The following is a 14,066-nucleotide window of genomic DNA, read 5'->3' as shown; positions in this document are numbered from 1 at the left end:
AATAAGCCCGCTAGAACGACATCCGTTCTAGCGGGCTTAATCAGATATATCAGCTTCGCGCTCGGTAGCTCGGGCAAATCTTACGCAAACAGGCCGTAGATGCTGATGTTGGCCTTGGCGTACAGGCCGTTGGCATACTCGGTCCACTTGGAGCTGGCGCTCGAAGCCTGCGAAGAATACTGCTGGTAAGCAGTGTAATAGGCAGTCATGGCCTGCTTATAGGTGGCGCTATCGGCGGTAAAGGCATCGTCGGCGAAGGCCTTAGCATAGGTGCTGTCGGCGTCCTTCCAGGTGCCCTTCGAGCTATCCCACTCGTCGCCGGCAAGTTTGATGATGTAGTCGGCGTAGTCCTTGCTCGCGGTCTCCTCGTTGCCGTCAGCAGGCTCGGTCGGGGCGGTCGGCATGCTTGCAGAGCTATCGCCCACCTTCTTCTTGTAGAGCTTTTGCAGCGTCGCGGACTGACGGACGATCTGCTTGGCCTGGTCCTTGGACACGCCGTACTGCGTGGCCATGGTCTTGTAGTCCGAAGTGCCGATGGAATCCTCGGCGTACTTCTTCATCTCCTTAGAAGAGACGGTAATGCCCTCGTCCTCGGCAGCGTCGAGCAGGATCTTGTTGCGCACATAGGACAGGATGACGTCGGCAGAAGGAGCGGTGTAGTTGCCATCGCTATCCTTGACGGTATCGAGGCTGTACTGGCTCTCGATGGCCTCGCGCGCGGTGATGTCGCTCTTCTTGCCGTTGTAGCTGTAGCTCGCCACGGTCGAATCGAGCTGGTCCTCGGTCAGGGTCGCCGAGCCGACGCCCTTGCCGCCAAAACCACCGTTGCCAATAAAGAAGCCGACCACGGCAGCGATCACGACTGCAACTACAAAGGCGGCAATCATCGTCTTCTTGTGCTTGCAAGCGTGGTCGTCCACGTCGGAGTCGCTGTCCTCATCCTGCTCCTCGGGCATGAGGTTCTCGTCAGCGGCATCCGCGGCAATCCGAGCCTCCAGTCGGGCGTCCTCCTCCTCGGCCGTCGTGCCGGCGGCAATGTGCTCGGCAGACGTACCGGCGACCAGGTCGATCTTCTCGTCCTCGTCACCGTCGGGTCCTTCGCCGCGCTCGATGATCTGGATGCCGTCGATCTCGTCCTTCTCGTCCTTCTTTTGAATCAGACCCATATCGGTTACTCCTTGTTAGGAAACATAGTCCCCAATAGAATACGCCCGACAGAGCGCCGGGCGTATTGATTCTTAGGTTATACGCAAACACTTAAGTACTATTTAGGCGTTTGCAGTGTGCATGCCTTAGGCCAGGTGCGCGATAACGGCATCGGCAAATGCCTGCGTACCCACAGCGCCCTCAACGGAGCCGGTCTGGGCACGACGCACGTCACCGGTAACCTGCTCGCCCTCGTCGAGCGTGGCAGAGACGGCGGCACGAATGCGATTGGCCGCGTCGTTCTCGCCTAGGTGATCGAGCATCATCGCGGCAGAGAGAATCTCGGCCGTGGGGTTGGCGATATCCTGACCAGCAATATCGGGAGCGGAGCCGTGCGTCGCCTCAAAGATGGCACAGTCGGCACCGATGTTGGAGCCGGGGGCCATCCCTAAGCCGCCCACCAGGCCGGCGCACAGGTCGCTCACGATGTCGCCGTACAGGTTGGGCAGCACCAGGACATCGAAGTCGTTGGGGTTCTGGACCAGGCCCATGCAGGTGGCGTCGACGATCTTGTCGTTGAACTCAATGTCGGGATAGTTGGCGGCCACCTCGCGCGCAACGCGCAGGAACAGGCCGTCGGTTGCCTTCATGATGTTGGCCTTGTGCACGGCCGTCACCTTTTTGCGACCGCAACGGCGGGCGTACTCAAAGGCGTACTCCACAATGCGGCGGCTCTTGGCGATGGAGATGGGTTTGATCGAGATGGCGGAATCCGCGGCGAAGGTCTTCTGGCCCGAGCGCTCGACGAGCTGCGAAAGCTCCTCGACCTCGGCAGCGCCCTCATCGAACTCGATACCGGCGTAGAGGTCCTCGGTGTTCTCGCGCACGATGACCAGGTCGACGTCACGGAAGCGCGAGCCGTCGCCCGGCTGCGACAGGCAGGGGCGCACGCAGGCGTACAGATCGAAGTGCTTACGCAGAGCAACATTGACGCTGCGGAAACCCGTGCCGACCGGCGTGGTGATGGGCCCCTTGATGGCGACCTTAGTCTCGGCAACCGCATCGAGCACATGTTGGGGCAGCGGCGTGCCAAACTCGTCCATGACGCCGGCGCCGGCCTCCTGGACATTCCAGTTAATCTGGACACCGGTGGCCTCGACCACGCGGCGCATGGCCTGCGTAATCTCGGGACCGATACCGTCACCGGGAATCAGGACTACATCGTGCGCCATAATCTGTTACTCCTCGTCTTCGGCGTCGTCAGATTTTTTAACGCTAGCACGCTTCTTCTTTTTGGAGAGATCCAGGCCAAAACGTTTAACAAGCATTTCGCAAATCTCGCTCGAACGGGCCTTGAGATAGCTGCCCTTACCGTTCTCGGCATCGAACTTAAGGCGCAGCGCAAGCTTCTCGGCAACCTCGGCGTCGATCTCGCCCTGACCAAACTCGTACAGGCAACCGAGCATGTCACGATACTCAAGGTCACCGTGGTAGCACTGGATGGCCTCGTCCAGGATGGGCCAAGCCTCGCGCGAACGCTCGACGCTCGTGGCGCCCCACACGCACAGCAGGCGGAAGGCGGCATAGCGCAGCGTGGAGGAAATCTCGTCGAACAGCGCGGTCTCGGCGCCCTCAAAGGCATCGCCCAGCTGCTCGGGGCAGGTGGTGGCGAGCGCCGCCAAGGCATCGAGGGCCTCCCAGCGGGTCTGCGCCTCGGGGCGATCGAGCGCCTCGATCAGCGCGGGCACGCAGGGCACGACGCGCTGCGGATCGCGCTCGGCAAGCAAGTGCAGCACGCGGGCGGCAAACTGGCGGATGCGGCGCGTGGGGCAGCCGAGCTCCTGGACCAGGCGGTCGACGGCGTTCTCGTTCTCCTCTGCCAGCTGAAGCTGTGCCAGCTCCTCGTCGGTGAGCTGTTCGTCTTTGTTTTCTGCCATAGTTACCTCTTCTTACTATTTCTTAGCGTGCTTGTCGGCACCCTTGCTGTCATCGGTGATCGAGATGAGCTGTCGGTCGGCCGCGCCATTGCGACGCGCACGGCGGCGCTCCTCGGCATCGCCCGCGTCGGCGGCGGCACGATGGGCTTTGTTGACGTTAAAGACCTCGTCGTGCTTGCGCCACGGACCGACGGACTCGCCAAAGCTCATCTTAAGGCCGGCGATAAAGCCGCCGAGCCAGCCGATCGGCGCAAACTGCACCAGCGGGAACAGCGAGAACACCCAGGTCAGCAGGACGACTGCCGCCGCTCCTGCAAAGTTGGCGATCCAGTAGTCGCGTTTGGTGATGACGCGCTTTTCGCAGGCCCACTGGCCGCACAAAAAGCCGATGTAGATCGCAAAGAGAAAGAGCACCAGCGCAAGCACCACGAACGTCCAGTTCATGGGCGCTACTCCCCGTGATGGTGGCCGCAGCAGCACTCGTGGCCGTCGTCATGGCCGTGGCCGCCGCAGCACTCGTGGTCCTTGCCGTGATGGTGGCCGCAACCGCACTCATGGTCGTCGCCGTGCTCGCCGCAACCGCAGCCGTCCTCGTGAGCACCGTGCTCTTCGGGACGATACTGCGACCAGTCCAGACCGGCGGCGATGGCATCGGCCTCCTCCTTGTAGAGGACCGTGATGGCCTGGGTGCCCAGTTTGGCGCCACCGATGGCGTCGAGCATGTCGTAGAGCGTAAAGGCAACGTCGGCGCCGGGCAGCGCGAGCTCGCGGTCATCGGCGTAGGCGAGCGCCAGACGCAGGTCCTTAATGAAGTGCTCGACCATAAAGCCGGGCTTGTAGTCGCCGTCGAGCGCCTTGGGAGCCAGGCTCTCCATGGCGCCGGACTTGCCGGTACCGCCCAGGATCATCTGACGGGTCTTCTCCAGATCAAGGCCGCCCAGCTCGGCAAATGCCATGGCGTCTGCCATGCCGACCATGCAGGCGCCCAGCGACACCTGGTTGGCGAGCTTGGCAGCCTGGCCCTTGCCGGCACCGTCGAAGCAGCAGATGTTGGCCGCAAAGGTGGCAAGGATGTCGCGGACCGGCGCGATGTCGTTTTCGGTAGCGCCAACGATAGCCGTAAGCGTGCCGGCGATAGCACCCGACTCGCCGCCGGTGACGGGGCAGTCAAACGCCATGCGGCCGGAAACCTGGGCGGCCTCGGCAATGTCACGGGCGAGCTCGGGCGAGCTCGTGGTGAGGTCGATCAGCACCGCGCCGGGCTTAGTGCAGGCCAGCAGGCCGTCGCCCGCCAGGTAGAGCTCCTCGACCTCGGAGGGATAACCCACCATGGTAAAGACGACGTCGGCGTTCGCCACGGCATCTGCCGGCGTATCGGCCCAGACTGCGCCGTGCTCGATAAGCGCCGCCGCCTTGGACTTAGTGCGGTTGTTGACCGTGACGAGATAGCCGGCGTCCAGAATGTGGCCGGCGATGGGGGCACCCATGATTCCGGTGCCGATAAATGCGACAGAGAGCTTGTTTGCCATGAAACCTTTCCTTTTGGGTTGGGTGTTATTACCAGGTTGAATACTCGGTGCCAGCGTTTGGGCTGTGAGTTGGGATCGATTACGGCCGCGTTACTTGCCTACTGACCGCGCACGCGGCGGGCGATGCGGTCGGAAAGCGACGCCTTGTCGGCGCGGTTCTTACCCCAAAACGCGCAGGCCACCATGCCGGGGCCCACGTGCGAGCCAATGGTGGGACCCACGGAGCTGCGAATGATCGTGACGTCGGCGCAACCCTCCTCCTTGCGGATGGCGGCTTCGAGCCAGTCGCCGTCCTTTTCGGCATCGGCCGTCATAATGGCGATGGGCATGGTGCGATCGGGCACATAGTTCTCGCGGAACGACTTGAGAATGGACTTGAGCGCCTTCTTGCGACCGCGGTTGACGCCGATCAGCGACAGCGAGCCGGCCAGGTCGTAGGACAGCTCGGGTTTGACGTCGAGCTTTGCCGTGAGCTGTGCCGCCGCGGGCGGAATGCGGCCGCCGGCAGCCAGCGCGTCAAAGCTCTCGAGCGTAAAGTAACCGTGGACATAGGTCTTAGCCTCGTTTGCCCAGTCGACCAGCTGCTTGGCGGTCAGTCCCGCCGAACGCTGGCGCACGGCCTCGAGCGCCAAGAGCGCGCCGGTCGCGCAGGGCAGAGCGTTGTCGACCACGTACAGCTCAAAGTTGGGATACTCGGCACGCACGGCGTCCGCCGCCTGGCACGCGGAGTTGTAGCTCGACGACAGCGCCGAGGTAAAGCACAGGTAGACCGTGGGCGTGCCCTCTTTGGCGCACTCGGTAAAGAACTCGATATAGCGACCGAGCGACACAGCCGAGGTGGACACGCGGGCACCGGCGCGCATGCGATCGTAAAACTCCTTGGGTGTGATGCTCGACCAGATGTCATCCGTGCGCTCCTCGCCATCGATAATGAAGGGGAAACCCAAGATATCGACATCGAGGTTCGCGGCGACCTCGGGGCTAAAGTCGCAGCAGGTATCGACGACGATGCGGCAACGGTCCGAATGACCGGCGGATGCGGCCTTGTCCATCAAAGCGACTCCTTACGTAAAAAGGCGGCCACCCGCATGGGATGGCCGCCAACCGTTAACTCATGCAAGTTAACGTATTTTACTCGTCAAGTGTTTCGATGCGGGGCTTGATGATGCCATATCCACCATTCTTACGGTGATACACCACATTGATGAGACCGGTCGTCGCGTTCTCGAACACGTAGAAGTCGTGGCCCAGCAGATCGGTCTGCACCAGCGCCTGCTCCTCAGTCATCGGGGTGACGTCGATAACCTTCTCGCGGACGAGCAGGTCGTCCTCCTCCTCGGGCAGCAGCAGGTCGGCCAGATCCTCGACACGCTCGACCGGTGCAACATCCGCTGCGCTGGCACCACCCTGGCGGTTGTCCACAACCTTGGTCTTGAACTTGCGCAGCTGGCGGGTGACCTTATCGGCGGAGAGGTCGATGGCGGCGTACATATCTGCACCATGCTCGGCAACGCGAATCACCGAACCGCGGGCGCGAACCGTAACCTCGACGATTGCCGGGTTGGGGTTCGAGGGGTTCTTCTCATAGCGAAGTACAACGTCGACCGTCATGGGCTCGATATCGAAAACCTTGAGCGCCTCGCCGATCTTCTCATCCACATGCGCACGCAGAGCATCGGTTACCGTCGTCTTGCGTCCAGAAACCTTGATATCCATACGTGGCTCCAATCTGCCTCGGGGACTTACTGTACTGGCTATGTACCCATTGCCGTGCATTTAATCACGCGGATTCCCAAAGACCCGAATAACGATTGCTTGATACCGCATACCGAAGTCTCGCACTTTTCTGTGGCAAAGTGCGCTATAGAAGGGAGCCGACGGCTTTGTATTTGGTCCCGAAAATTGGCTTTGACCTGCTGGTTTTATAGGGATGAAAAAGCCGGGCTCCCCTATTGGGGAAGCCCGGCAGTGCGTGTTGAAACCGTGAAGAGGCGTCCTTTCCAACGTATAGGAGACACCACCCCTAGCAATAACTAGCTATTAAGTTTGTTAATGTCGTCGTCGGTGATGGTGCCTTCCTGGCTGGACGATTTGTCTTCGGAGGATGCGGTCTCATTGTTGGAATCGGAGGACTCGCTGTCGGAGGATGCGGTCTCACTGGACTCAGAGTCGCCCGGCTGCACGTTAGCGCCCGAAACCGTCTTAGTGGTGAGGTCGTAGGGCATCCTGCCATACCAGACAGAGTGGACCGCCTCGAGCGTGCCGTCGGCCGTAATACCGTCGAGGGCATCGCTCACGGCACGGCACAGTTCGTCATTGGACGAGAGGCCCGCAACACCAAGCGTCGAGGGCGCCTCGAGCGAACCGGCATAGGAGACCTCGCTCATCAGGCGTGCAAGGTAGCCGCCGGCCGTGGAGTCGCAGATTACATAGTCGACCTCGCCGGACTCGAGTGCCTCAAAGCACTCGTTGATGTTGGAGTAAGTCTTTTGGTTGGCGGCGATGCTCTGCTTAGCAAGCGCCTCCTGCGAGGCCGAGGACATCTGGACACCCAGAGTAGACGTGTTAAGGGTATCGGTGGAAACGCTTAGCGACCCACCATCGCTGGTTTTACCGAACACGGAAGCGGCATCGTACAGGCAGGTGCCGAGCGAGCTAACGTCCCCGTCCGTGGAGTTGATCTCGCCGATAAAGATATCAGCCTTTTTGTCGCCGAGCGCGGAACCTGCCGAGGACGCATCGACAAAGGCGACCTTAAGGCCCATACGGCTTGCGAGGGCGCGGGCAGCGTCGACTGCATACCCCGTGAGCTCGCCGTCAGCGCCCTGCATGGCCTGCGGCGCATCGGAGGTATCGAGGGCAACCGTCAGGGTACCGGGAGTGACCAGGGCATCATCCGACACCGTGGGCGTGACGGTCTCGTACTCGATCTGGTCGATCGTGGGAGTCGTGAACGTAGACAGCGGGTTGAACGCGCATCCGCTCAGGCCCAAAACGGCGATGACCGCTGCGGTCCCAGCACCTAACCGAGCCGCGTGCATCAAGCTGCCCCTCACCATGTCCACTACCCTGCCTTCTGTGTCGTATACGATCCGTGCGTTGCGCGGAATATCAGATTGTTCCCACCAGCTGACCTGGTATTTGACCCCACACTTGCGCACCGGGGTGTTTGCTCGGGAGGCCGCAGCCACCTTCACGACTGACCCGCTCGCCCGCGAGGCGGTATTGCCCCAAAGAAAGTAGAACGGACGGTGCGGCTTACATCTAGGACGCGCCATGATCGCGCCGCGCGCACGCGGTCGCTTACGTGGATCCCTTTGACCGCGTCTGTCTTGGACTAGGACGGGCATTTCGTCCGTCCGCAACCACAGCCTGGTAGGAACGTAGCGCATTATAGCTAAGTTCAAGCTGAAGTTTAAGGTTAAGGGCGTCATTCGCATCGCGCGCACAGATTTTGCAGGTCGGAGTGGGCTATTCATGCCCCTATGAAGCCCGGAGCTCCCCTACGGGGAGCTCCGGGGCGCCCTTCTTAGGGTGCCCCGGTCAAAATATGGCAAATATGAGTACTGCCACCAATTTAGTAACAGGCAATTTTGGCCTCTCGGACAGATTTTGCGCTCAGTGTCGCCAACCTGATGCTTAGTTATTCTACATTTGTTTATTATCTTCTTACTTTACGCCGCCTCCGAGTCCAAAATTCCTTGATTTTGCTGTTACTGATTTAGTGACAGTACTCATATTTGCCATATTTTGGCCAGGGTATATGATTAACCCCCTATTTTCGTCGCAAATTAGACCGGCTTAAGCCCAAAACACGCCCGCAGCGTGTTAAGCAACGCCTCTTGCTTCTTCCTGCGGGCATCGACACGATTCCGGTACCGCTTTCGCATACGCTGGTGCACGCGCCATGCGAGCGCTTCCACCGCTTCCATGTCACAGAGCATTTCGTTGTTGACCGTCGCGACCTCGATTCCCATAGTAATCAAGCCCGTGTTGCGCTTTTCATCATGGATACGTCCCCTCCGAGAGGAATGGCCCAGCTCGCCGTTGTATTCCAGGTCAAACCGGGCTGCTTCCTGATACGCATCGCAAACTGCATGCGGCATCCCCGAGATTGCCTGCGCGCGGTCATCGAACTCGATCTTGTAGTCGGTCTTAAAGGGACCGCAGGCAAATCCGCCATAGGAAAACGGAAGCGAAAACAGGGCGAGCATGATGCACTCCATGGGTGAGCGCAGGTTTTCTGACAGATAGGGGCACAGCCGCCGCAGCTGCTTGGCCGCGTTCCCCTTGCATGCCGCGAGGTAATCTGCCAAGCGAGCGGGTGTCAGCACTGGCTCGACTTCAAAGTAGCCCACGTCTGCCGGTTGGTCCTTGTCCTTTGCAAGTCTATTCACAACAGGCGAGGTGTAGGGAGGCAGATACTTCCCGCGGTCACTCAGCGAAATCTTAGAGCACAGCTCCTGGGCCAGGGCAAATGCCTGGATACAGCCGACCTCGCGGGCGACGGCAACACAAAGGGCCTCGGGAGATAGACTGTACACCCCCGGTTCCACCTCTAGAATCGAGCCGGCGGGCAACCCAGAGCATACGGACCAGCCCACGCCAGGCATGCGGCGGCGCTGCGCCGCAGATCCCACCAGCAAGCAAAGATCTTCTTGCACCTCGCCGCCTGCGGCCCCAATCCGCACCAAGTCGGGAAGATAGATGTCCTCGGTCGAGGGCGACGACGTGCACAGCACACGGCGCTCTTCATCGGGATCGAGGTCCCTCCAGCTGATGTAACCCATTTGTCGGCGCTCGGCGCGCATCATGCGTAGCGCCGAGGCGCCTGTTAGGATTACGGAAGCCGCTAGCTGTTCGTCTGTCGGCTCGTTGCGCCGCTCAATCTTCACTGCCACAAAACCACCCCTACCAAACGCGTGCGATAGCGAGGCCATCGACTGCTGCGGCGCCGGCGCGCTTGAGTTCCGCCGAAGCCGCGGCCATCGTCGCACCCGTGGTGATAACGTCATCGATAAGCAGCAAGCGGCGGCCGTGCACGTCCTCAACCGTCTCGTACATGCCTTGGGCACGCTCGCGGCGCTCCTCACGACCGAGTTCGCGCTGGTCGCCATGCCCGTACTTGACGAGAGCATCGAGCAGGGGAACACCCGACAGCTCGCAAAATGGGCGCGCAATAGCCTCCATATGATCAAAACCACGCCGCCGAAACGCTGCCGCCGTCGCAGGCACAAACACCACCGCATCCGCACCGGACAGCACACCTCCTAAGCGTTCGGGAGCTACGACCTGGGCATGCAGGGCGGTGTCGTAGAGCAGCTCCGCCAGATACGGAGCCAGACGTCGCTCGCCCGCATCCTTGTACGCTTTAATGATGCGCGGCAGCGGATGCGCATAGACGGCGCACGCCAGGCAGCGGTCGAGCGCCTCCGCCATTGCCGAGGACGTGCCCTCGACCGAACACTCAGTGCACAGCAAATCCCCAAACGGGGCGCCGCATCGGGTACAGCTATGACGCGGGTCGATGAGCGTGAGCGCGGCCAGGCAGTCTTGGCAAATAAGCGCACCGGCGCGCTCGCAGCCGGCACAGCGTGTTGGCGACAATGCCTCAAGCGCCTCGCGTGCCGCCCGCTCGGCAAACGGTAGCAATTCGTCCGCAAACGGTAGGATGCCGGCACCTTGCAGACGGCTCGATATGTTCAGATGGCTCTTCAAGACACAACCCTCCCTACATTCGGTCGCAGGGAGGGTTGTTGATTCGGCGCTATGATACCCCGATGCGCTCGGGGCAAGGCGGGCTAAATCCGCTCGCGGGCGTTATTCGCCGGCGGGCGGTTGTGGTGCGGACGAAGACGGGGTCGAGCCCTCGCCACCATCCTGGCGCGGCTTGCGGGAACGGCGACGGCGACGGCGCTTTTGACCCTGGTCGGCCGAGCCCTCGCCACCGCGATCCTCGCGCGGCTCGCGCTCGTCGCGAGCGGCGCCACGCGAAGCCTTAGCAGCCGCTCCCCCGCCATCTCCGGGACGACGGCGCGTGACCTTGACCTCGCCATCCGAGACCTGATCGGCCACGGAGGGCACTGAGGGCTTCTGTTGCGCGCCCGAGGAATGGCGACGGCGCGGACGCGGCGCGCGCTCGTCATCGTTGCGCTGCTTGCTACCCTTGTCGGCAGGCGCATCGGAGCCCGAACCACCCTTGGAAGCGGCACCAGCCTCGCGAGCAGCTGCGGCGCGGAAGGCGTCCTCGCGCTCCTCGCTCGACAGATGACGGCGGCGGCGACGTGTGGGGTTCATGCCACCGCCGCGATTCTGCTGCTGGGGCTGCTGAACCTCGCGCTCGCGAGAGGCGTTCTTGCCCGCGGCTGCAGCCTCGGTAGCATCGCCCGAGCCCGCGCGCTTGCGGCGGCGACGGCCATCGGCCGCCCCCTCGGCCTCAGGCGCCTCGGCCTTGCCGCGGCCCTTTCCGCGGCCACGGCCCTCGCCCTGACCCTGACCGGCGCGAGCATCGGATTCGGCATCGCGACGACGGCGCTTGGGCATCGACGTACCGGCCAGACGGTCGGCACTCGACAGGCCATCGCCCACGTCGACGCCGTTCTCGCGATCGAGTTCCATGAGCGCCAGGCGCATCTCGGGCGACTCGATGCGCTCGAGCACATCGCGCGTCACGCAGTCGGGGCGGCAATTGCAGCCCTGCTCGGCAGCCTTCTTCTTGCAGCCCTCCGAGCAGGTCATATCGGCCAGGTTGACCTTAAAGACCTTGCCGTTCTCCAGGCGCAGCACCAGCTGCTCGCGCGGCGTGTCATATTCCTGAATACGCGCCTTGCCGAGCGGCGTATCGATGAGCGTCTTCTTTTTGGGCGCGCGGCTCTTAAAGTCCTTGTAGGCCTCGAACTCGTAGCGCAGGCAGCACATCAGGCGGCCACACACGCCGCTGATCTTGGAGGAATTGAGCGGCAGGTCCTGCTCTTTTGCCATGCGGATCGAGACGGGCTCAAACTGTCCGCCAAAGCGCGTGCAGCAGAGCTCCTGTCCGCACTGGGCATAGCCGCCCACCAGGCGGGTCTCGTCGCGCACGCCGATCTGGCGCATGTCGACGCGAATGTGCAGCGTCGAGGACAGGTCCTTGACGAGCTGGCGAAAATCGACGCGCTCCTCGGCCGCAAAGTAGAACACGGCCTTCTCGCCGCCAAACAGGTACTCGACGCCGACCGGCTTCATCTCGAGGTCGAGTTCTTTGACCAGACGGCGGAAATCGACCATGGCCTCGTCGCCCTGGATGGCAAGATCGTCGGCAAGCTGCAGGTCAATGTCGCTCGCCACGCGCAGCACGGGCTTGAGCGGCTGACCGATCTCGTCTTGCGGCACCTCGAAGGGATCGGCCGTAACCAAGCCGATCTCGGTTCCGCGCTCGGTGGAGCAAATGGCATAATCGGCCTCGAGGATATCCAGGTCCTGCGGGTCAAACCACAGGTCGCGCGAGGCGTAGGTAAACTTAACGGGTACGACTAACGGCATTTCAGTGCCTTCCTGATATCGAACAGCATGACCTCGATGGCCAGCTGGGGAGTAACGTTTCTGGCGATGTTGCGCTCGGCGGTCGCGACCGCCTCGAGCGCCTGGGTGGCACCCGCAACATTGGTCGCGGCGGCAAGCCGACCGATCGTGTCGCGCACATCCTCGTTCACCACGTCGGCTGCCTCGTCCTGAAGTGTCAGCAGCACGTCGCGCATGAGCGTCCGCGCGCTCGCCAGCGCTTCCATGATACCCGAACGCTCGCGCGCGTTGAGTTCGCGCTTGTTGCGGTCCTCAAGCTGCTTCAATGCTCCACGCGACAGGTAGTCGGCGTTTTGCTCGAGCACCTTTTCCTGCGTGGACTTGACCTCGGCGAGCGGCGCCTTAACGGCAACGATGAGTGACTTGGCGCGGCTGAGCACGTCGGCCTCGTCGGCGGCGATGAGTGAGTCGATGGCACGGACCATCTGACGGCGAGCGTCCTGGCGCTCGGCGCTCTTAAGGAACTCGATGCCACGCGTGGGGCTTCCCGCCACGGCGACGGCCATGCGGCAACGCGCAAGGTCCTGACCGGTGGCGCGACTCACGGCCTGCGCGGCGACGGCGGGCGATACCAGCCGAAACGGCACGCACTGGCAGCGGCTCACGATGGTGGGCAACATCACGTCTGCCGAGGTGCCCAGCAAGATGAACATAACGCCCTCGGGCGGCTCCTCGAGCGTTTTGAGCAGTGCGTTGGCGGTGTTGGCGCGCAGTTGCTCGGCACGGTCGATGATGTAGACCTTGGCCTTGGCACGGATGGGCGCCAGAGGCACGTCATCGAGCAGCTCGCGGGTCTGGGCGATGAGGTAGCCCGTGGCGCTCTCGGGCGTGTAATAGTGCACGTCGGGGTGCGTATGACGGGCGACGCGCACGCAGCTGTCGCATGAGCCGCAGCCATCCTGCTCGCACAGGAAGGCTTGGGCGAGCGCCCACGCGGCGTCGAGCTTGCCCGCGCCGGGCGCGCCCAAAAACAGGTAGGCGTGCGATGCGCGACCGCTGGCGACGGCATTGGTCAAAAAGTCGCGCACGCGCTCTTGGGTGTCGAGCTTGGCCAGCAGGCTTGCCTGAGCGGGGGCCATGTTACTCGGCCTCCTGGGCAAGCGCGGCGGTGACGGCGTCCTGGGAAATGTCGAGGCCGTAGGTGCGAACCTGCTCGACCGTCTGCGCGAAGACGTCCTCGATGGACGCGGTCGCGTCGATGAGCTTTACGCGGTTTGGTTCCTCGGCGGCAATGGCGCAAAATCCCTGGTAGACGCGCTCTTGGAAGGCCATGCCTTTTGCCTCCATGCGATCTGCCGCGCCACGGGCTGCCATGCGTAACGCCGCCTGCTCGGGTGTGATGTGGTAGACGAGCGTGAGCGCCGGATGCGTACCGGCGACAGCCAGGTTGTTGGCATCGCGTACCATCTGACGGTCGAGGCCATCGGCAAACGCCTGATAGCAGGTCGTGGAATCGTAGAAACGGTCGCACAGGACCACCTTGCCGGCCGCAAGGGCGGGGGCGATGACCTCGTGCACCAGCTGGGCACGCGCGGCCTCGTAGAGCAGCAGCTCGCAGGTGTCACCCATCGCCGTGTTGGCGGGGTCGAGCAGCAGAGCACGGATCTTTTCGCTGATGGCGGTACCGCCCGGCTCGCGCAGGCTCACAACCTGGTAGCCAGCGAGTTCAAGAGCGCGGGCAAGCAGGCGCGCCTGCGTGGACTTGCCGGCGCCATCGACGCCCTCGAGCGTGATAAAGCTATGTTGAGCGGGCTCAAAAGCCATGGGCGCAGCCCCTTCCTACAAGGCGCGTAAATGCGATTTATAGCAACCAAGCCATGATACCCCAGTGCTCGGTGAGTCCCCAACGGCTAAAGGTGCCTTTCCAAAGTTGCGGTGAAATAGGGACTGATTG

The 14,066-nt window shown here is 62.3% G+C and carries 13 protein-coding genes; all 13 read right to left on the bottom strand.

Translation table 11 applies throughout. The features are described 5' to 3' along the window. Nucleotides 1-80 precede the first annotated feature (80 nt). The gene (locus DW892_RS06360; RefSeq protein ID WP_117766455.1) at nt 81-1,166 is read right to left on the bottom strand and encodes a hypothetical protein; all 1,086 of its coding nucleotides are present in this window, start codon (nt 1,164-1,166) and stop codon (nt 81-83) included. Between the two features lie 126 nt (nt 1,167-1,292). Continuing rightward, complete coding sequence (locus DW892_RS06355; protein ID WP_022094615.1) at nt 1,293-2,378, bottom strand: isocitrate/isopropylmalate dehydrogenase family protein; 1,086 nt, start codon at nt 2,376-2,378, stop codon at nt 1,293-1,295. A 6-nt stretch (nt 2,379-2,384) separates the two neighbouring features. After that, nucleotides 2,385-3,083, bottom strand: coding sequence for a hypothetical protein (locus DW892_RS06350; protein ID WP_117635810.1), 699 nt, complete (start codon nt 3,081-3,083; stop codon nt 2,385-2,387). Between the two features lie 15 nt (nt 3,084-3,098). After that, nucleotides 3,099-3,527: a hypothetical protein gene (locus tag DW892_RS06345; protein ID WP_117766453.1), complete on the bottom strand. Its 429-nt coding sequence runs from the start codon at nt 3,525-3,527 to the stop codon at nt 3,099-3,101. Nucleotides 3,528-3,532: 5 nt separating this feature from the next. After that, entirely contained in the window at nt 3,533-4,612 is a 1,080-nt protein-coding gene (locus tag DW892_RS06340; protein WP_117766451.1) for an NAD(P)-dependent oxidoreductase, read from the bottom strand. Between the two features lie 98 nt (nt 4,613-4,710). Further along, nucleotides 4,711-5,664: a DegV family protein gene (locus tag DW892_RS06335; protein ID WP_117635812.1), complete on the bottom strand. Its 954-nt coding sequence runs from the start codon at nt 5,662-5,664 to the stop codon at nt 4,711-4,713. Between the two features lie 79 nt (nt 5,665-5,743). Then, on the bottom strand, nt 5,744-6,328 hold the full coding sequence (gene hpf / locus DW892_RS06330) for a ribosome hibernation-promoting factor, HPF/YfiA family (RefSeq protein ID WP_035137685.1): 585 nt from the start codon (nt 6,326-6,328) through the stop codon (nt 5,744-5,746). 317 nt (nt 6,329-6,645) lie between these two features. After that, the gene (locus tag DW892_RS06325) at nt 6,646-7,671 is read right to left on the bottom strand and encodes an ABC transporter substrate-binding protein (RefSeq protein WP_233546862.1); all 1,026 of its coding nucleotides are present in this window, start codon (nt 7,669-7,671) and stop codon (nt 6,646-6,648) included. Nucleotides 7,672-8,403: 732 nt separating this feature from the next. After that, nucleotides 8,404-9,513 carry a hypothetical protein gene (locus tag DW892_RS06320; RefSeq protein ID WP_117766447.1) on the bottom strand — a complete coding sequence of 370 codons (1,110 nt, stop codon included), beginning with the start codon at nt 9,511-9,513 and terminating at the stop codon, nt 8,404-8,406. 10 nt (nt 9,514-9,523) lie between these two features. Continuing rightward, complete coding sequence (locus tag DW892_RS06315) at nt 9,524-10,330, bottom strand: double zinc ribbon domain-containing protein (RefSeq protein WP_233546853.1); 807 nt, start codon at nt 10,328-10,330, stop codon at nt 9,524-9,526. Nucleotides 10,331-10,432: 102 nt separating this feature from the next. Beyond that, nucleotides 10,433-12,133, bottom strand: a complete 1,701-nt coding sequence (ricT, locus tag DW892_RS06310) for a regulatory iron-sulfur-containing complex subunit RicT (RefSeq protein WP_117766445.1) — start codon at nt 12,131-12,133, stop codon at nt 10,433-10,435. Beyond that, nucleotides 12,124-13,251: an ATP-binding protein gene (locus DW892_RS06305; RefSeq protein ID WP_117766443.1), complete on the bottom strand. Its 1,128-nt coding sequence runs from the start codon at nt 13,249-13,251 to the stop codon at nt 12,124-12,126. The genes ricT and DW892_RS06305 overlap by 10 nt, the downstream gene beginning before the upstream one ends. Nucleotide 13,252: 1 nt before the next feature. Continuing rightward, a complete protein-coding gene (gene tmk / locus DW892_RS06300; RefSeq protein ID WP_117766441.1) occupies nt 13,253-13,936 on the bottom strand; it encodes a dTMP kinase in 684 nt (227 codons plus the stop codon). Nucleotides 13,937-14,066: the final 130 nt, after the last annotated feature.

Source organism: Collinsella sp. AM40-7AC (genome assembly GCF_003468125.1).
Classification (GTDB): Bacteria; Actinomycetota; Coriobacteriia; order Coriobacteriales; family Coriobacteriaceae; genus Collinsella; species Collinsella aerofaciens_O.
Note: the sequence above shows the minus strand (reverse complement) of the source record. Positions and strands in the feature narration are given on the sequence as shown.